14 protein-coding genes are annotated in these 18994 nt (G+C 72.6%); 8 read left to right on the top strand and 6 right to left on the bottom strand.

Features of this window, described 5'->3' with window-relative positions; translation table 11 throughout:
• Positions 1-413: 413 nt before the first annotated feature.
• The 4 genes from ACFIF2_RS24800 to ACFIF2_RS24785 all read left to right on the top strand — a co-directional run bounded on the left by ACFIF2_RS24800 (position 414) and on the right by ACFIF2_RS24785 (position 4860).
• Positions 414-3332 carry a nitrate- and nitrite sensing domain-containing protein gene (locus tag ACFIF2_RS24800; protein ID WP_395575441.1) on the top strand — a complete coding sequence of 973 codons (2919 nt, stop codon included), beginning with the start codon at positions 414-416 and terminating at the stop codon, positions 3330-3332.
• The gene (locus tag ACFIF2_RS24795; RefSeq protein ID WP_395575440.1) at positions 3329-3763 is read left to right on the top strand and encodes a roadblock/LC7 domain-containing protein; all 435 of its coding nucleotides are present in this window, start codon (positions 3329-3331) and stop codon (positions 3761-3763) included. The genes ACFIF2_RS24800 and ACFIF2_RS24795 overlap by 4 nt, the downstream gene beginning before the upstream one ends.
• Positions 3764-3773: 10 nt before the next feature.
• A complete protein-coding gene (locus ACFIF2_RS24790) occupies positions 3774-4169 on the top strand; it encodes a DUF742 domain-containing protein (protein WP_395575439.1) in 396 nt (131 codons plus the stop codon).
• Between the two features lie 85 nt (positions 4170-4254).
• On the top strand, positions 4255-4860 hold the full coding sequence (locus ACFIF2_RS24785; RefSeq protein ID WP_395575438.1) for a GTP-binding protein: 606 nt from the start codon (positions 4255-4257) through the stop codon (positions 4858-4860).
• A gap of 94 nt (positions 4861-4954) precedes the next feature.
• Here the strand turns inward: ACFIF2_RS24785 and glpK are convergent, their stop codons facing one another.
• From glpK to ACFIF2_RS24770, 3 genes are all read right to left on the bottom strand, one after another.
• The gene (gene glpK, locus ACFIF2_RS24780; protein WP_395575437.1) at positions 4955-6487 is read right to left on the bottom strand and encodes a glycerol kinase GlpK; all 1533 of its coding nucleotides are present in this window, start codon (positions 6485-6487) and stop codon (positions 4955-4957) included.
• A 72-nt stretch (positions 6488-6559) separates the two neighbouring features.
• Entirely contained in the window at positions 6560-7309 is a 750-nt protein-coding gene (locus tag ACFIF2_RS24775) for an MIP/aquaporin family protein (protein WP_395575436.1), read from the bottom strand.
• A 356-nt stretch (positions 7310-7665) separates the two neighbouring features.
• Entirely contained in the window at positions 7666-9288 is a 1623-nt protein-coding gene (locus ACFIF2_RS24770) for a GGDEF domain-containing protein (RefSeq protein ID WP_395575435.1), read from the bottom strand.
• 149 nt (positions 9289-9437) lie between these two features.
• Between ACFIF2_RS24770 and ACFIF2_RS24765 the strand changes: the two genes are divergently transcribed.
• The gene (locus ACFIF2_RS24765) at positions 9438-10250 is read left to right on the top strand and encodes a M15 family metallopeptidase (protein ID WP_395575434.1); all 813 of its coding nucleotides are present in this window, start codon (positions 9438-9440) and stop codon (positions 10248-10250) included.
• 47 nt (positions 10251-10297) lie between these two features.
• Positions 10298-10834 (top strand): NUDIX domain-containing protein, encoded by a 537-nt coding sequence (locus tag ACFIF2_RS24760; protein ID WP_395575433.1) that lies wholly within the window; start codon positions 10298-10300, stop codon positions 10832-10834.
• Here ACFIF2_RS24760 and ACFIF2_RS24755 read toward each other — a convergent pair.
• Positions 10825-13203 (bottom strand): glycoside hydrolase family 31 protein, encoded by a 2379-nt coding sequence (locus tag ACFIF2_RS24755; protein ID WP_395575432.1) that lies wholly within the window; start codon positions 13201-13203, stop codon positions 10825-10827. The genes ACFIF2_RS24760 and ACFIF2_RS24755 overlap by 10 nt on opposite strands.
• Before the next feature lie 213 nt (positions 13204-13416).
• Here ACFIF2_RS24755 and ACFIF2_RS24750 point away from each other — a divergent pair, with 213 nt between their 5' ends.
• Together ACFIF2_RS24750 and ACFIF2_RS24745 are read left to right on the top strand one after the other, a co-directional pair.
• The gene (locus ACFIF2_RS24750; protein WP_395575431.1) at positions 13417-15384 is read left to right on the top strand and encodes an acetoacetate--CoA ligase; all 1968 of its coding nucleotides are present in this window, start codon (positions 13417-13419) and stop codon (positions 15382-15384) included.
• Positions 15385-15505: 121 nt separating this feature from the next.
• Complete coding sequence (locus tag ACFIF2_RS24745) at positions 15506-16396, top strand: hypothetical protein (protein ID WP_395575430.1); 891 nt, start codon at positions 15506-15508, stop codon at positions 16394-16396.
• An 80-nt stretch (positions 16397-16476) separates the two neighbouring features.
• Here ACFIF2_RS24745 and ptsP read toward each other — a convergent pair whose 3' ends face one another.
• Both ptsP and ACFIF2_RS24735 read right to left on the bottom strand, forming a co-directional pair.
• Entirely contained in the window at positions 16477-18147 is a 1671-nt protein-coding gene (gene ptsP, locus ACFIF2_RS24740) for a phosphoenolpyruvate--protein phosphotransferase (RefSeq protein WP_395575429.1), read from the bottom strand.
• A 76-nt stretch (positions 18148-18223) separates the two neighbouring features.
• Entirely contained in the window at positions 18224-18673 is a 450-nt protein-coding gene (locus ACFIF2_RS24735) for a PTS glucose transporter subunit IIA (protein WP_395575428.1), read from the bottom strand.
• Between the last annotated feature and the right edge of the window lie 321 nt (positions 18674-18994).

The following is an 18994-nucleotide window of genomic DNA, read 5'->3' as shown; positions in this document are numbered from 1 at the left end:
CCGCCTGCAGACAGCTCGCCCGTGCCCCGAAGACACGGCTCCCCTCTGGCTGCCCGGCTTGCGCTGCTTTACGCCGCCCGGGGGCGGGATGCGGCTCCTGCGGCCGATTCCGCCTCCATTTCCCGTAGTGAAGGACGAGCGACGCGCCCTCAAGATTCCCGGAAATCCCGCCCAGTCGAAAAATTTCGGCCAATCCACCCGCCACGCCGGAAGGACACGTCTCCCCGCCACCCACCGGATCCGAGGACGCAATCTCCCGCAATGAGCCGACAACTGACCATCACGAGCCGCCGGTGCGGAAGTTCGCCCTCCGGACGGGTCTTCGAGTTACCTGTGCGTCAGTAGTAGGCTCGCGCCGTTTGTTGACGTACATGTGTACCCCCCTGCCGGTGGGGGTCCAGCTGGGGGAGGACATGCGCTTTCGCGGGAAGTCGATCCGCCGGAAGATCGTGGCGCTGCTTCTCGTGCCGCTGGTGTCCCTGACCGCGATCTGGGCCTTCGCCACGGTGCTCACGGGACGCGAGGCGAGCCGCCTGTTCAGCGTCACGACCGTCGTCGAGGAGATCGGCTACCCGGTCGAGGACACGGTCCGCGTCCTCCAGCAGGAGCGCCGCCAGACCCTCGTCCACCTCGCCGACCCGCGCGCCTCCGACGGGCTCTCCGCGCTCCAGCGCAGCCGCGCCGCCACCGACGAGGCCATCACCGTGATCCGCCGCAACGCCGCGGACACCGACGTACGCGACGCCATGGGCCAGGCCGAGAAGGAGCGTCTCACCGCCGTACTGGACGCCTTCGACGGCATCGGCTCGCTGCGCCGCAGCGTCGAGGACGGCACCGTCGACCGCGCGCAGGCACTCGGGCTCTACAACCGCCTGGTCGACCCCTGCCACGAACTCCTCGCCAACCTCCACGTGGTCGACGACGTGGGCCTCGACAAGCAGTACCGCGCCCTCGTGAACATCTCCCGCGCGCGCGAACTGCTCTCCCGCGAGGACGCTCTGCTCGGCTCCGCCCTGGTCGCGGGACGGCTCACCCGGGGCGAGGCGCGGGAGGTCTCCGACCTCGTGGCCCAGCGCACCATGATGTACGACATCAACCTCCCGTTGCTGCCCGCCGCCGACCGCGGGCGGTACCAGCGCTTCTGGAAGAACGCGGCCTCCGCCCCCCTGCGCGTGGCCGAGGAGGCGGCCGTCGCCGCTGAGGGCGGCACGCCGCGCGGTGTCACCGCCAAGAACTGGGACACCGCCGCCGGCGGCGTCCTCGACGAACTCGGCACCCTGGACGACCACGCCGCCGACCGCTACCAGGACCGGGTCGACCCGGTCGCGATGAACACCATCGCCAAGGTGGTCGTCGCCGGCGCCCTCGGCCTGATCGCCCTGCTCTTCTCCCTCTTCCTGTCGGTACGCGTCGGCCGGTCCCTCGTCCGTGACCTCAGGCAGCTGCGCCTGGAGGCCCACGAGGCGTCCGGCGTCCGGCTGCCCAGCGTGATGCGCCGCCTCTCCGCGGGCGAACAGGTGGACGTGGAGACCGAGGTGCCGCGCCTGGAGTACGACAGGAACGAGATGGGCGAGGTGGGCCAGGCCCTCAACACCCTTCAGCGCGCCGCCGTGGAGGCCGCCGTCAAGCAGGCCGAACTCCGCGCCGGTGTCTCCGAGGTCTTCGTCAACCTCGCCCGCCGCAGCCAGGTGCTGCTGCACAAGCAGCTCACCCTGCTCGACACCATGGAGCGCCGCACCGAGGACACCGAGGAACTCGCCGACCTCTTCCGCCTCGACCACCTGACGACCCGCATGCGCCGGCACGCCGAGGGCCTGGTCATCCTGTCCGGAGCCGCTCCGTCCAGGCAGTGGCGCAAGCCCGTCCAGCTCATGGACGTGGTACGGGCCGCGGTCGCCGAGGTCGAGGACTACGAGCGCATCGAGGTCCGCCGACTGCCCCGCATCGCCGTCACCGGACCGGCCGTCGCCGACCTCACCCACCTCGTGGCCGAACTCCTGGAGAACGCCACGGTGTTCTCCCCGCCGCACACCGCCGTGCAGGTCCTCGGCGAGCGCGTCGCCAACGGCTTCACCCTGGAGATCCACGACCGCGGCCTCGGCATGGCGGCCGACGCCCTCCTGGACGCCAATCTCCGGCTCGCCGAGACCCCGGAGTTCGAGCTGTCGGACACCGACCGGCTCGGGCTGTTCGTCGTCAGCCGACTGGCCCAGCGCCAGAACGTCAGGGTGTCCCTGCAGCCCTCCCCGTACGGCGGCACCACCGCGGTCGTCTTCGTCCCCGACGCGCTGCTCACGGACGACGCGCCGGACACCAACGGCGTCGGCTTCCGCCTCGACCGTCCCCAGCGGGCCAAGGAGAAGGAGCGGGAGGGGAGCCGCCGTTCCCCCCTGGCCCACGTCCCCGCCCGGCTGCCGGCCCGGCCGTCCCCGCTGCTGGACGGGCCGGTGGAACTCGAGGCGCCCGTGGACTTCGAGGCGCCCGTCGAACTGGGCGGATCCGTCGAGCTCGGGGGGTCCGTCGATCTGGACGCCCTGGACGACCTGCCCGGTGCGCTCGGGGACCAGGACAGCGAACGCGGTGGCCTGTTCCGCCCGCGCCGTTCCCTCGCCGCGGCGGACGACGCCCAGGCGGCCCGCCGGACCGAACGCCGCCGTCAGGGGCCGGGCCACGACGGCGACTTGACCCAGGGCGACCACGGCTCGGACGCGCCCGTCGCGCTGCCCCGCCGGCGGACCCCCAAACTGGTCAGTTCGCACGGGCGCCCGGTCTCTGAACGGGACGCCCGGGACAGCGCGGACGAGACGCCCGAGACGGCCCCGGACCGGACGCGGGGCCGGTCGGCACCGAAGGAACGGTCCGGCGAGCCGCCCGCGCTGCCGACCCGCCGCCGTCGCGAGAACCGCGCGGACGACGGCACCACCCTCCCCGCCGACCGCGGGGACCTCCCCGCCGAGCCCACGGACCTCCCCGCCAAGCCCGCGAACCACTCCGCCGAGCCCGCGAACGACCGATCCGCAGCGCGCTCCGACACCCACGCGGACGGTCCCGGCGGCGACCGCGACCCCGGCCCCACGCCGCCCGGGCCCGGCGGGCTGCCCCGGCGCGTACGGCAGGCCAGCCTGGCCCCCCAGCTCAAGCAGAGCGCCGAGCGTCCCGCCGAGGACGCCTCCGCCCCCGCCGACCGGGACGCCGAGGAAGTACGCAGCCGCATGGCCTCGCTCCAGCGCGGCTGGCAGCGCGGCCGCGAGGAGAACGCCGCCGGTGACGACGTCCCCGACGGCACAGCACCACAAGCACCACGAGGAACGACTAAGGGGGACGGTCGATGACCGCACCGAAGGCGACCGGCCACACCGCGACCGGGTCCGGGGAGCTGAACTGGCTCCTCGACGACCTGGTGGACCGGGTCGCGAGCATCCGCAAAGCCGTCGTCCTGTCCGGCGACGGCCTGGCCACCGGCGCGTCCAAGGACCTGACCAGGGAGGACAGTGAGCACCTGGCCGCCGTGGCGTCCGGTTTCCACAGCCTCGCCAAGGGCGTCGGCCGGCACTTCGAGGCGGGCAGCGTCCGGCAGACGGTCGTCGAACTGGACGACGCCTTCCTGTTCGTCACCGCCGCCGGCGACGGCAGCTGCCTCGCCGTCCTGTCCGCGGCCGACTCCGACGTCGGACAGGTCGCCTACGAGATGACCCTCCTCGTCAAGCGGGTCGGCGTGCACCTGGGCACCGCTCCGCGCACCGATCTGCCCGCGGGCGGGTAAGTGGGATGACATGAGCGCAGACGGTCAGGGAAGGAACCACTGGTTCGACGACGAGGCCGGCCCCGTCGTCCGTCCGTACGCCATGACGCGCGGCCGCACCTCCAGTGCGGCCCAGCACCGCCTCGACCTCATCGCGGTGGTCGTCACGGAACCCCACGCGGACGATCCGGAGGCGAACGTCACGCTCGCCCCGGAGCACGTGGACATCGTCGGCCTGTGCCGGCGGGCCCCGCAGTCGGTCGCGGAACTCGCCGCCGAACTCGACCTGCCCATCGGGGTCGTACGGGTCCTGGTCGGGGACCTCGTCGACCTCGAACTCGTCCATGTGAACCGGCCCGTGCCCCCGGCCGAACTGCCGGACGAGAACATCCTGCGCGACGTGATCAGCGGACTGAGGGCACTGTGAACCGGCCTGAAGGCGCCGTGAACCCGCCCCAGGGCTCGGCGAGCGGCGGCACGTCGGCACGTGGCACGTTAAGGAGAAGAGATCGATGATCTTCGGGCGTTCTCAGCGCGGCAAGCCGCCGGTCGAGCCCGTCACGCTCAAGATCCTGGTGGCCGGCGGCTTCGGCGTCGGCAAGACCACCCTCGTCGGCGCCGTGAGCGAGATCAGGCCGCTGCGCACCGAGGAACTGCTCACCGAGGCGGGGCGGCCCGTCGACGACGTCAGCGGCGTGGAGGGCAAGCACACCACCACGGTGGCCATGGACTTCGGCCGGATCACGCTGCGTGAGGACCTGGTGCTGTACCTCTTCGGCACGCCCGGCCAGGAGCGGTTCTGGTTCATGTGGGACGAGCTGTCCGAGGGCGCGCTCGGCGCCGTCGTGCTGGCCGACACCCGCCGCCTGGAGGACTGCTTCGCCGCCGTCGACTACTTCGAACGGCGCTCCATCCCCTTCCTGGTCGGCGTCAACTGCTTCGAGGGGTCGTCCCGCTACCCGGCCGAGACCGTCCGTCAGGCCCTCGACCTCGACGCCGACGTGCCCCTGGTGATGTGCGACGCGCGCGACCGGGAGTCGGTCAAGGAGGTCCTCATCGGCGTGGTCGAGCACGCCATGGCCCAGGCCGCGGACCGCCGCCGGGCCGTCCCGACCTGACGGCGGCACCCGGGGCACGACAAGGCCCTCCGCGCGCGCGTGCCCCGAGTCCACCTCCACGCGCGCGTGCGCCCCGATTCCGTCCCGGCCCCGCCTATCCGGCGCTGTCGTCGTCGTCCTCCTCCATCCAGCCGAAGCTCTTCTCCACCGCCCTGCGCCAGTTGCGGTACTCGCGGTCCCGTACGGAGGACTCCATGGCGGGCGCCCAAGCGGCGTCCTCCCGCCAGTGCGCCTTGAGTTCGTCCAGGCCGTTCCACACGCCCGTGGCCAGCCCGGCCGCGTACGCGGCGCCCAGGCAGGTCGTCTCGGACACTCGCGGCCGGATCACGGGCACGCCGAGCACATCCGCCTGGTGCTGCATCAGCAGACCGTTCCTCGTCATGCCGCCGTCGACCTTCAGGGTCGTGATCCGCACCCCGGAGTCCTGGTACATGGCGTCCACGACCTCGCGCGTCTGCCAGCTCGTGGCCTCGAGCACCGCGCGCGCGAGGTGCGCTTTCGTGACGTACCGGGTGAGTCCCGTGACGACCCCGCGCGCGTCCGAGCGCCAGTAGGGCGCGAACAGCCCGGAGAACGCGGGCACGATGTACGCGCCGCCGTTGTCCTCGACGCTCGCGGCCAGCGGCTCGATCTCGTCGGCGCCGCGGATGATGCCGAGCTGGTCGCGGAACCACTGCACCAGTGCGCCCGTGATGGCGATCGCCCCCTCCAGGCAGTAGACGGGCGCCTCGTCGCCGATCTTGTAGCCCACCGTCGTCAGCAGCCCGTTCTTCGACGGCACCGGCCGGTCCCCGGTGTTGAGCAGCAGGAAGCTGCCCGTTCCGTAGGTGTTCTTCGCCGAGCCCACGTCGTAGCAGGCCTGCCCGAACACGGCCGCCTGCTGGTCGCCCAGGGCGGAGGCCACGGGAACGCCGGCGAGCTGGCCGACGGCGGTGCCGTACACCTCGGCGGAGGACCTGATCTCGGGGAGCACGGCCTCGGGGATGTTCATGGCCGACAGGATCGACGGGTCCCACTGGAGGGTGCGGAGGTCCATCAGCATGGTGCGTCCGGCGTTGGTCACGTCGGTGACGTGCCGCCCGCCGTCGGTGCCGCCGGTGAGGTTCCAGATCAGCCAGGAGTCGACGGTGCCGAAGGCGATCTCTCCGCGCTCGGCGCGGGCCCTCAGGCCGGGCACGTTGTCGAGGAGCCAGGCCGCCTTGGGCCCGGAGAAGTAGCTCGCCAACGGCAGACCGGTCTGCTCGCGGAAACGGTCCTGCCCGTCGGTGCCGCCCAACTGGCGGCACAGTGCGGACGTACGGGTGTCCTGCCACACGATGGCGTTGTGCACGGGCTTGCCGGTCGCGCGGTCCCACAGGACCGTCGTCTCGCGCTGGTTGGTGATCCCCAGCGCGCTGAGCCGGTCCGCGCGCAGCCCGGCCTTGGCGAGCGCTCCCGCGACCACGGCCTGCACCTTGGACCAGATCTCGGTGGCGTCGTGCTCCACCCAGCCGGGCTTGGGGAAGATCTGGCGGTGCTCGCGCTGGTCGACGGCGACGATCGCGCCGTCGTCGTCGAAAATGATGCAGCGGCTCGAGGTGGTGCCCTGGTCGATCGCGGCGACGTACTTCGCGGAGTGGTCCGTCATGGCTGCCCCTTGGGCTGGGTTCGGAGGAGACTGGTGGCCGGCTGCCGAGATGGGCTCCCGCGCGGGGGCGGCTCAGAAGGCCGCGTTGTAGACGAGCCCCGCGATCGCGCCGCCGATCAGCGGGCCGACCACGGGGACCCAGGCGTACCCCCAGTCGGAGGTGCCCTTGTTCGGGATCGGCAGGAACGTGTGCACGACGCGCGGGCCGAGGTCACGCGCGGGGTTGATGGCGTAGCCGGTCGGCCCGCCGAGGGAGAGGCCGATACCGACGACGAGCAGGGAGACGATCAGCACCTGGGTCCCGGACTCGCCGAGTCCCTCGGTCAGCCCGAAGGCGAGAATCGGCAGGACGAGACCGACGGTCGCGATGATCTCCGTCAGCAGGTTGGCGACCGGATTCCGGATCTCCGGGATGGTGGAGAAGACGCCGAGCGTCGGAACCGGTTCGTCCGCCGTTCCCTCGGTGGTGCCGGACTTGCGGACGTTGGCCTGGAACTGGGCGAAGTACGTGAGATAGGCCAGGGCGGCGCCGATCATCGCGCCGACGAACTGTCCCAGCACGTAGACCCAGACCTTGCCCCACTCACCCGTGTCCACGGCGATCCCGAGCGTGACGGCGGGGTTCAGATGCCCGCCGGAGAGCGGCGCGGCCGTGTACGCGCCGGCCAGCACGCCGAACCCCCAGCCGAACGCGATCACCACCCACCCCGACGCCCGCGCCTTGCTGTACCGCAGTGTCACGGCGGCGCAGACACCCGCGCCGAAGAGGATGAGAATCGCCGTTCCGATGATCTCGCCGACGAAGATGTCTCCGTTGCTCATGGCGGCTCCTAGGCCCTGGCCCGGGACGATCGGCCCCGGTCCTCACGTGCGGGGTGCGTTTCCCACGGCGGCGTGGCGCCGCGGGGCGTGAGTGACGAGCGTGCCGTAGCAGCCGAACCGCCCGTGGGGGAGTGGCCTCGAAGCGCAGGAGAGCCCGCGCGACGCAGTGCCGGAATACGCCGAGATGTACGGCGATGTCGACTGACACCGGAAGTGTTCACCGGCGCCCAGGGAGCGTCAAGGTGGCCGACCGCAACGTTTCGAAGCCCTCCGGCCGTCGGGGTGCGCGAACACCGACCGACGACGACGCCCGAGTGGTCACTCCCCGCTGCCCCCGGCCGTCCAGCCGGTCCCGGTCACCCCGCCGTCGCCGTGGCCCGGTGTGAGCCGCGCAGCACCTCGTGCCCCGGCGCGCCGGCCCGCCCCAGCACCCAACTCGCCCCGCGGAGCCCCTTCGCGGCCTTCTTCAGCGGCGCGAGGCAGGCCGCCACCTGCCGGTGGTCGGGCACGCTGCCGGGCGGGCACAGGACCGTCGCCAGGGAGAGCGTCACCGGCCTCCCGCCGGCCGACCACGGCACGTCCAGCACGGACGCCGCCAACGGATCCAGCCCATCCGGATCGGTGAGCACCAGGAAGTCGTCACCGCCGATGTGCCCCACACGCGTGGACCCGGACGCCGCCTCGAGCAGCGCCCGTCCCACCGCCCGGATCAGTTCGTCGCCCGCCGCGAACCCGGCCCCGTCGTTGACCTGCTTGAAGTGGTCCACGTCCAGCCAGCTCAGCGCGAACGGCCGCCCGTCCGTGATCCGCCGGTCCACCTCGCCCGTGATCGCGTCCGAACCGGGCAGCCGGGTCAGCGGATTCAGCCCGGCCGCCTCCTCGACCCGGCTGTCGGCCAGCGCCCGCACGAGATCCGCGAGCCGTACGACGCCCACACAGCGCCCGTACGCGTCGACCACGGCCACGTCGTCCGACGTACGGTCCCGGCCGCCGACCGCCACGACGTCCAGCACCTCCCAGGCCGTCGCGTCGACCCCGACCGTCCGCGGCGGATCACCGAGCTTGGCGGCGGGCCGGTCGGCGTACAGGGCGTGGCCGTAGCGCCCCGACATCGACAGCAGGAAGCGCGACCGGTGCACCGACCGCACCGGGACACCGTCCCGGTCCACGAGCAGCACCCCGGACACGTCGGGCGACCCGGTCAGCAGCGCCCTCACCCGCCCCGCCGACACGGTCGCGGGCAGCAGGGCGGCCGGCCGCACGAACTGCCGTACCGACGGCCCCGACGGCGGCGCCGGCACGCCGGAGTAGCCCGGCGGAACGTACACGTCCGCCGTCGGCAGCCGCGCGGGCGGCGCGAACAGCTCACCCTGCGCCAGTTGCGCTCCCGCCGACCGCGCGGCGGCGCACTGCAACTCCGTCTCCACGCCCTCGACGGACAGCAGCGCCCCCAGCTCGTCGCACAGCACCCGCATCGCCCGTACGGCCGCCGGCCGGGCCAGCAGGGAGGCGTCGAGCTTCACCAGCTCCGGCACCAGGTCGGTGAGCAGCCGCAGCGGCGCGTCCCCGTCACCGACCCCGTCCGCGCAGATCCGGAAACCCTGGTCCCGAAGCGCCGTGACCGCCTCCAGGAGCGCCCGGCGCGGCACGTGGGCGTACGGCGGACAGACGTCCAGCGTCACCTCCCAGGGCATCCGCCCCGCCTCACGCACGGCGTCGTGCAAGGGCTGCAGGCCACCCAGGTCGGCGAGGGTGCCCGCGAACACGTTGACGTGCAGCGGCAGCAGCGTCTCCTTGCGCACCGCCGCGCGGAACGCCGACACGGCCAGCCGGCCGTCGAGTTCGGGGTCGCGGCGGGCCTCGGCCAGGATGTCGCCGGTCTCCGGGCGGGCGAGTATCTCCAGCGCCGCGACCCCGCCGGTCATCAGGTTGACCACCGGTTGGAAGGCGAAGCGGAGAGTATCCGTCCAGGAGGGCACGGGAGCAGGATGGCGCCGCCGACGGCCGCCCGGGCCCAGTTCACGCGACGTTCACGCAGCATTCCGCCCCGCTCACGGAGCGTACGGACGGAGCGTCACTCACGCGGCCACTTCCCCTGCGGAACCTCCACCTGATAGATGCAGGGGACATGACACGAATCTCCACCGCGCTCCGCGGTCTGGTCACCGGCCTCGCCGCTCTGCTCACCGTCACGGCGGTCCACGCCACCGCCCGGGCGGCGTCCCCCGAACCGAGGGCCCCGGAGGGCTTCGTGGCCCTGCGCGACGTCGACCCCACGATCATCCAGGAGATGCGCTACACCACCGCGCACAACTTCGTCGGCGAGCGCGTCGACGGCTACCGGCAGCCCCTGTGCATCCTCACCCGCCCTGCCGCCGAGGCCCTCCACCGCGCCCAGACCCGCCTGCTGCGCCAGGGCTACTCCCTCAAGGTGTACGACTGCTACCGCCCGCAGCGCGCCGTGGACCACTTCGTCCGCTGGGCCGAGGGCCTCGACGACCAGAGGATGAAGGCCGAGTTCTACCCGGAGGTCGACAAGACCCGCCTGTTCGCGGACGGCTACATCGCGGAGAAGTCCGGCCACAGCCGCGGCTCGACCGTGGACCTCACCCTCGTGAGACTCCCCGCGAAGCCGACCCGGCCGTACCACCCCGGACAGCCCCTGGTGGCCTGTTACGCCCCCCAGGACGAGCGCTTCCCCGACAACTCCGTCGACATGGGCACCGGTTACGACTGCTTCGACACCCTCTCCCACACCCTCGACCCGCGCGTCCAGGGCACCCAGCGCGCCAACAGGCTGCTCCTCAAGAGCACCTTGGAGGACGTCGGGCTGGTGAACCTCCCGGAGGAGTGGTGGCACTACACGTACAAGCCGGAGCCCTACCCGGACACCTACTTCGACTTCCCGGTCTCCATGAAGTCGCTCGCCGGCCGCCGCTGAACGGCCTGCCGGAGCCGCTCCCTCCGCGATCGGATACAGTCCGCCGCGTGTCCGAGTATCAGACCTCCGTTCCCAACTCCGCGCCGGACTCCCACTGTTCGAGCTGCGGCACGCCCTACGGAGAGGGCGTCTCCGGCTGGCCCCGCACCTGCCCGGCTTGCGGCACCACGGCCTACCGCAACCCGCTGCCGGTCGCGGTGGCCCTCCAGCCCGTGTACGACACCCAGGGCACCGCCCTGGTCGTCATCACCCGCACCGTGGCCCCCGCGCGCGGGGGCGTCGCACTGCCCGGCGGTTTCATCGACGACCGCGAGGACTGGCGGCAGGCCGTCGTCCGCGAACTCAAGGAGGAGACGGGCATCGCCGCGGCGAGCCGCGACGTGCGCCTCGCCGACGCCATGAGCTCACCCGACGGGCACCTGCTGCTCTTCGGCCTCCTCCCCGAGCGGCCGGCCGAAGGGCTCCCCCCGTCCGCGGCCACGGACGAGACCGAGGGGTGGCACCTGCTGCGCCGGGCGGAGGAACTCGCCTTCCCCCTTCACACCAGGGCCGTACGGGCCTGGTTCGAGGGCCGCTACATCTGAGCCGAGCGCCCGGCGAGCCCACGGACGCGCACCGGCCAGGACGGCGCTCCCACGCCGTCCTGGCCCTCCCGCTCCACGACCACCCGCTCACCCTCCCAGCGCGAGACGTACCGCTCGATCTCCGGTTCCACCCAGCCGTCGCCCGCGTCCGGCACGACCAGCCCACCGCCGGTCCGCCCCCGCGCGGGCGCCCACACCTCCAGCTCCGGCCCGCCCTCCTCCCCGCGCACCGCAAGCACGGCTCCCGCGCGCGCGAACACCGGAATCCGCTCCGGCGGAGCGTCGACCAGAACCTGCGCGGGCCCCTCGTACGCCCGTTCCGTCGCCACGTCGTACCACCACCCGCGCGGCAACTGCACCGCCCGCCGGTCCGCCCCAGGGTCCAGGACCGGCGCCACCAGCAGGCAGTCACCCAGCAGAAAGGCGTCCTCGCAGTCCCGCAACGCCCGTTCCTCCGGCGTCGACCACCACAGCGGCCGCACGTACGGCGCGCCCGTACGCCGGGCCAGATGCGCCAGCGTCACGAAGTACGGCAGCAGCCGCCGCCGTTCGACGAGCGCCGCGCGCGCGTGTTCCAGCACCTGCGCGTCGAACTCCCACGGCGTCCCGCCGCCCGTGCGCAGGCCCCCGCGGGTACGGAACAGCGGCAGATACGCGGCCAGCTGCAACCACCGCAGATACAGCTCCGGTGACAGACCCCCGCCTGCCCCGCCCACGTCCGCCCCCGCGTACGGCACCCCGCACAGGCCGAGCCCCAGCACCCGCGCCAGCGACGCCCGCAGGCCGGGCCAGCCGGTGGCCACGTCCGCCGACCACGCGCCGCCGTAGCGCTGCATGCCGGCCCACCCCGAGCGCGAGACGAAAAACGGCCGCTCCCGCGGCGTCAGGGTCCGCAGGCCTTCGTAACCGGCCCGGGCCATGCACAACGCGTACACGTTGTGCGCCTCCCTGTGGTCCCCGCCCCGCCCCTCCAGGAGGTGCCGGGCCGAACGCGGCAGCGTCGTCTCCCCGAACGCCGCGAACGACGTGGGCTCGTCCAGGTCGTGCCAGAACCCGGCGAAGCCCTGCCGGAGCCGCTCCTCGTAGAGCCCGCCCCACCACGCCCGCACGCGCGCGTGGGTGAAGTCCGGAAAGACCACGTCCCCGGGCCACCCCGCACCCCGGAACACCGCCCCCGAGGCGTCCCGCACGAACACGTCCTCGCCCGTCCCGCTGCCGTGCACGGCGTCGCCGGGCAGGGCCGGTACCCCGGGGCCGACCACCGACACCAGCCGGATCCCGTCCCGGCGCAGTTCCTCGGCGAGGACGGGCAGCTTGGGGAACCTCTCCTCGTCCACGGTGAACACCCGGTGGCCGTCGAGATGACCGACGTCCAGGTGCACGGCGTCGAGCGGCAGACCGCGCTCCTGGTGGTCCGCCACGACCCGCCGCAGCTCCTGCTCGTCCCCGGACCCCGAACGCACGTGGTGATGACCCAGCGCCCACGCCGGCGGCAGAGCGGGCGCCCCGGTGAGCGACGCCCAGGCGAGCAGCACGCGCGCGGGAGTGCCCACCGTCACCCAGCACCGCAAGGGCCCCCCGTCCATCCGCAGCACGCTCCGCCCCGGCCGGTCGTGCCCGGACCCCGCCCCCTCCTCGCCCTCCCGCAACGTCACCGTGCCGTCCCACGTACTGTCGTGGAACACCAGGTGCGTCCCCGCGTCGGCCACCACCAACTGCACCGGCATCGTCACGGACGACGGATCGTCACCCAAGGCGGACGACGGGCCCGCGGACGCGTTCCACAGCCGGTACGTGCCCCGACGCAGCCGCGGCCCCGCGGCGCGCCCGCCGAGACCGAAGAACCGGGCGTCCGCCGCCACCTCCGACCGCTGCGTCCAGCGCGCCGGACCACCACCGGCCGGCTCCCACCAGCGGGGCGGCAGCTCCCGCCGCAGGACCACGCTCCCGGGCGTACGGACCTCGATCGCGCCGTGCCGGGAGACGGCCACCGTCACCCGCTCGGCGACCACCCGCCACCCACCGTCCTTGTCCGGCTCCAGCACCGCCCGCGGGTCCGGCTCCGGACAGCGGCCCGCGACCGCGTACGACGGCTGCGGCCCCGCCCCGTCCCAGCCCCAGAACACGGCCCCGTTCACGGCGACGAGGACACGCAGCTCCGAACGGTCGAACCGGACGACACCGCCCCCCGGCCCGGGCTCCACCTCCCGCACGGCCCCTGGCACCCGCGCGCGCTCCGCACCCCGCGCCGCCAGCCCGACGGCGTCGGCACGCCGCCTGCGCCACGCCGCACGTACGGTACGCAACCCCTGCGCCGCCCCCGCAGAACCGACCGCCTTCATCGAACGCACCAGGTCACGACCGTCCATGCTGCTCACCCTGCCATTCGCAGACCTCCACACGGGTCGCGTTCAACTGCCGTTCACCCGTGACGGGACCACATCTTCATCTCACCGACTATGTGGGGCGCGCCCTGGTGCTGATGTCGATCACATGGCATCGTCCGTGGCAGCCGCGTCACGCGCACACCCCAGCCCGTGCGCGCAGGACGCACACGACGCGCACAGTCCGGGAGCCGCCCCATGTCGACCGAGAACCCCCAGCCGCTCTGGCAGCCCGATGAGCAGCGCATCGCCCAGGCACGCATCACCGCGTTCCAGGCCTGGGCGGCCGAGCACCACGGCGCCCCCGCCGAAGGCGGATACGCCGCCCTGCACCGCTGGTCCGTCGACGAGCTGGACACCTTCTGGAAAGCCGTCACCGAGTGGTTCGACGTACGCTTCTCCACCCCCCACGCGCGCGTGCTGGGCGACCGCTCCATGCCCGGCGCCCAGTGGTTCCCCGGCGCCACCCTCAACTACGCCGAACACGCCCTGCGCGCGGCGGCCACCCGCGCGGACGAACCGGCCCTCCTCCACGTCGACGAGACCCACGAACCCACCCCCGTCACCTGGGCCGAACTGCGCCGCCAGGTCGGCTCGCTCGCCGCCGAACTGCGCGCCCTCGGCGTACGCCCCGGCGACCGCGTCAGCGGCTACCTCCCGAACATCCCGCAGGCCGTCGTCGCCCTCCTCGCCACCGCCGCCGTGGGCGCCGTCTGGACCTCGTGCGCCCCCGACTTCGGCGCCCGCAGCGTCCTCGACCGCTTCCAGCAGGTGGAACCCGTCGTCCTGTTCACCGTCGACGGCTACCGCTACGGCGGCAAGGAACACGACCGCCGCGACACCGTCGCCGAACTGCGCCGCGAACTGCCCACCCTGCGCGCCGTCGTCCACATCCCCCTCCTCGGCACCGACACCCCTAAGGGCGCGCTCGCCTGGGAGACCCTGACCTCCGCCGACACGGACCCCCTCTTCGAACAGGTCCCCTTCGACCACCCCCTGTGGGTGCTCTACTCCTCCGGCACCACCGGTCTGCCCAAGGCCATCGTCCAGTCCCAGGGCGGCATCCTCGTCGAGCACCTCAAGCAACTCGGCCTGCACTGCGACCTCGGCCCCGAGGACCGCTTCTTCTGGTACACCTCGACCGGCTGGATGATGTGGAACTTCCTCGTCTCCGGTCTGCTCACCGGCACCACGATCGTTCTCTACGACGGCAGCCCCGGCCACCCCGACACCGGCGCCCAGTGGCGCATCGCCGAACGCACCGGCGCCACGCTCTTCGGCACCTCCGCCGCCTACGTCATGGCCTGCCGCAAGGCCGGCGTGCACCCTGGACGGGACCACGACCTCTCCACCGTCCGGTGCGTCGCCACCACGGGCTCACCCCTCCCTCCCGACGGCTTCCGCTGGCTGAGCGACGAGGTCCGCGAGGACCTGTGGATCGCCTCCGTCAGCGGCGGCACCGACGTCTGCTCCTGCTTCGCGGGCGCCGTCCCCACGCTCCCGGTGTACATCGGCGAACTCCAGGCCCCCGGCCTGGGCACCGACCTGCAGTCCTGGGACCCCAGCGGCGCCCCCCTCATCGACGAGGTCGGCGAACTCGTCGTCACCAACCCGATGCCCTCCATGCCGGTCCGCTTCTGGAACGACCCCGACGGCAGCCGCTACCACGGCAGCTACTTCGACACCTACCCCGGCGTCTGGCGGCACGGCGACTGGATCACCCTCACCTCCCGCGGATCCGTCGTCATCCACGGCCGCTCGGACAGCACCCTCAACCGGCAGGGCGTCCGCATGGGCTCGGCCGACATCTACGAGGCCGTCGAGCGCCTCCCCGAGATCCGGGAATCCCTCGTCATCGGCGTCGAACAACCCGACGGCGGCTACTGGATGCCCCTGTTCGTGCACCTGACCCCCGGCGCCGTCCTCGACGAACCCCTGCTGACCCGCATCAAGCACACCATCCGCGAACAGCTCTCCCCGCGCCACGTCCCCGACGAGGTCATCGAGGTCCCCGGAATCCCGCACACGCTCACCGGCAAGCGCATCGAGGTCCCGGTCAAGCGCCTCCTCCAGGGCACCCCGCTGGAGAAGGCCGTCAACCCCGGTTCCATCGACGACCTCGACCTGCTGCACTTCTACGAGGAACTCGCCCGCAAGCGCGGCTGACCAGGCATTCCACAGCCGGCCACCCCTCGGGGTGGCCGGCTCCCGCACCTCGCCCCGACGCCGTTGTCAGTGCCGCCGGTTACTGTGAGTGAGCATTGATCGACTGCGCACAGGGGGAAACATGGCGCACACCGACCAGACCACACGACGCGTCCTGCGCCGGGAAATCGCCGGCACCATCGGACTGCTCACCGACGAACACGACTTCCGCGCCATGCGGCGCTACCGCACCTTCACCTTCGACGACCACGCCGCCTACCTCCGCCAGGTGGAGGCCGTGCTCAGGGCCCGCGCGTCACAGGGCACCCACACCACCGTCGCCCTCTTCGACCCCGAGGACTACGCCGACTTCTGCTCGGCCGCCGGCCTCGACCCCGACGCCCCCGCCAGCCGCAGCCGGTTCACCGCCGAACTCGCGGCCCTCGGCCCCACCGTCCCGTACGAGGGCCAGCCCCTCGCCGACCTTGTCCCGACCCTCGTCGACGAGGCCGTCCGCCAGGCCACCTGGGAGTACGCGTCCACCCTGCTCGCCCGCCTCGGCCAGTGCTCCACCTGCGGCGAGGACCTCGGCCGAGCCGCCTTCGGCCGGGCCTCACGCCTCCTCCTGCGGATCCTCGAAACGGCCCCACCGGGCAACCGGCACCTGGTCTGCACCGTCTCGGGCTCCCCGGAAACCCTCACCTCGGTGCTCCACGCCGACGAGGACCTCGACGGCACCCCGCATATCGACGAGGCCGAAGCCCTCGAGTTCACCGGCGTCCTGGCCCTCGGCCTCGCCACCCACAGCCCGGGCGGCCTCGTCATGCGCATCAGCACCCCCACAGGCCCCGACCGCATCCACGGCTGGCGCCTGCGCGGATACGGCCTCGAGCCCCTCACCGCCGGTGAGGTCTTCGACGCCTACTGCACCGACGTCGACTCCGGCGACCTCATCTCCCCGGAATCCAACGTCGACTACTGCGCGCCGCCCGCGATCGACGACGACCACCTGCCACCCGGACACGCCCACTGAACGCGTGCGGGGCGCCCCACCACAAGGTGGAACGCCCCGCACCGCAACCCAACCCTGGCGGGCAGCCTCGTTTCCGGCCGCTACTCGCCGGACAGCACCGCCTGAGCGGCGTTGCGCGCCTCATCGGCGCTGTCCGCCGCCCGGGCGGCCGCCGCGGCACGCTCGCACTGCGCCAGCGTGAACGTCGCCAGCGTCGCCCGCACGTAGGGCAGCGATGCCGCACCCATGGACAGGGAGGTGACACCCAGACCGGTCAGCACACAGGCCAGCAGCGGATCCGACGCGGCCTCACCGCAGACACCGCAGCTCTTGCCCTCGGCCTTCGCCGCCTCGGCGGCCAGCGCGACCAGGTCGAGCAGGGCCGGCTGCCACGGGTCCTGCAACCGGGACACCGCGCCCACCTGCCGGTCGGCGGCGAAGGTGTACTGCGCGAGGTCGTTCGTCCCCAGCGACAGGAACTCGACCTCCTGCAGCACCGAGCGCGCCCGCAGCGCGGCCGACGGGATCTCGACCATCGCGCCGAACTTCGCCCGCAGCCCCGCCTCGCGGCACGCGTCCGCGAACGCCTTGGCGTCGGCACGGTCCGCCACCATCGGGGCCATGACCTCGAGGTAGACGGGCAGGCCCTCCGCGGCCTTCGCCAACGCGGTCAGCTGCGTGCGCAGCACGTCCGGGTGATCGAGCAGTGTCCGCAGCCCGCGCACACCCAGCGCCGGGTTCGGTTCGTCTCCCGGCGTCAGGAAGTCCAGCGGCTTGTCGGCGCCCGCGTCCAGGACCCGGACCACGACCCGGCCCTCGGGGAAGGCCTCCAGCACCTGCCGGTACGCGGCTACCTGCTTCTCCTCCGACGGCGCGTTCTTGCTGTCGTCGAGGAAGAGGAACTCGGTGCGGAAGAGACCGACACCCTCGGCTCCGGCCTCCACCGCCGCGGGCACGTCCGCGGGACCGCCGATGTTGGCGAGCAGCGGCACCTTGTGCCCGTCGGACGTCGCACCCGGCCCCGACGAGGCTGCCAGCGCCGCCTTGCGCTCGGCGGCCTCGGCCGCCATCCGTGCCTTCTTCTCCTCGCTGGGGTTCACGAAGATCTCACCGGTGCTGCCGTCCACGGCGACGACCGTGCCCTCGGGCAGCTCCCCGGCCCCCGGCAGCGCCACCACGGCCGGCACGCCCAGCGCCCGCGCGAGAATCGCGCTGTGGCTGGTCGGCCCGCCCTCCTCGGTGACGAACCCGAGGACCAGCGTCGGGTCCAGCAGCGCCGTGTCCGCCGGCGCCAGATCCCGCGCGATGAGAACGTACGGCTGGTCGCTGTCCGGAACACCCGGCATCGGCACCCCGAGCAGACGGGCGACGATACGATTCCGCACGTCGTCGAGGTCGGCCACCCGGCCGGCCAGGTACTCACCCGCTCCGGCCAGCAGGGCCCGGTAGGCGGCGAACGCGTCGTACACCGCGCGCTCGGCCGTGCTGCCGACGGCGATCCGCCGCTCCACGTCCGCCATAAGCTCGGGATCCTGGGCCATCATGGCCTGCGCCTCGAGGACGGCCTGGGCTTCGCCCCCCGCCAGATTGCCGCGCGCCATCAGGTCGGCAGCCACAGCCTCCACGGCCTTGCGGGCGCGGCCCTGCTCGCGCTCCGCGTCCTCGGCCGGAATCTGCTTGGCCGGCGGCTCGAGCACCGCCGTCCCCATGTGCCGTACCTCGCCGATCGCCACGCCGTGACTCACACCGACGCCTCGCAGCGTTGTCTCCATCTCACCCGTCCCGATAGTGCGGCGGGCCCCGCCGCCGCGGTGGTTGAACTGCCAGCCGTCATTGACGGCGCCGACGTCACTTCCAGAGGAAGAGACTGTCGCCGGCCCTCACCTCGCCGTCCTCACGCAGCTCGGTGAGGGCCTCGGCGGTCGCCTCCAGCGCGACGACCGGGCAGACCGGCGACTTGCCCGCGGCCTCCACGGCGGCCGGGTGCCAGCGCACCACGCTCTGACCACGCGCGACGGTGTCGCCCTTGTTCACGAGCAGCTCGAAGCCCTCACCGTTGAGCTGCACGGTGTCGATACCGAGGTGCGTCAGCACGCCGTGGCCACTGTCGTCGACCACGACGAACGCGTGCGGGTGCAGGGAGACGATGACCCCGTCCACGGGAGAGACCGCCTCGGAAGGCTCCCGTACCGGGTCGATGGCGGTACCCGGGCCGACCATGGCCCCGGAGAAGACGGGGTCGGGCACTGCGGCCAGTCCGATGGCACGTCCTGCGAGCGGGGACGAGACGGTGGTCATGGGAAGCCTCCCAGGGGCGGGGATGTGTACGGGCCGTCACTGCCTGTCCCGGACGGCGCACTGTGCAGCAGCGTATGTCATAGGAAGTACCGGTTCCGCATGAGTGTTCCGTTTAGAGGTCTAGACCACAGTCCCCACGGATTTGCACCTGTTCCACGGCCCCGTGTAGAGTCGTAACTCCTGCCTGAGGTTGAGCGATGCGAAGCGTCCCCGCCTCGGCAGCATCCAACACGTCAGATCAGATCCTAACGCTGGATCGCCTTCCGCATGCCTGCGGGACGGTGGTCGGGAGCACCGGGAAAGCCTGGTAGTGTTGGAAAC

The sequence above is a fragment of the Streptomyces sp. BK79 genome, assembly GCF_044142145.1.
Lineage (GTDB): Bacteria > Actinomycetota > Actinomycetes > Streptomycetales > Streptomycetaceae > Streptomyces.
Note: the sequence above shows the minus strand (reverse complement) of the source record. Positions and strands in the feature narration are given on the sequence as shown.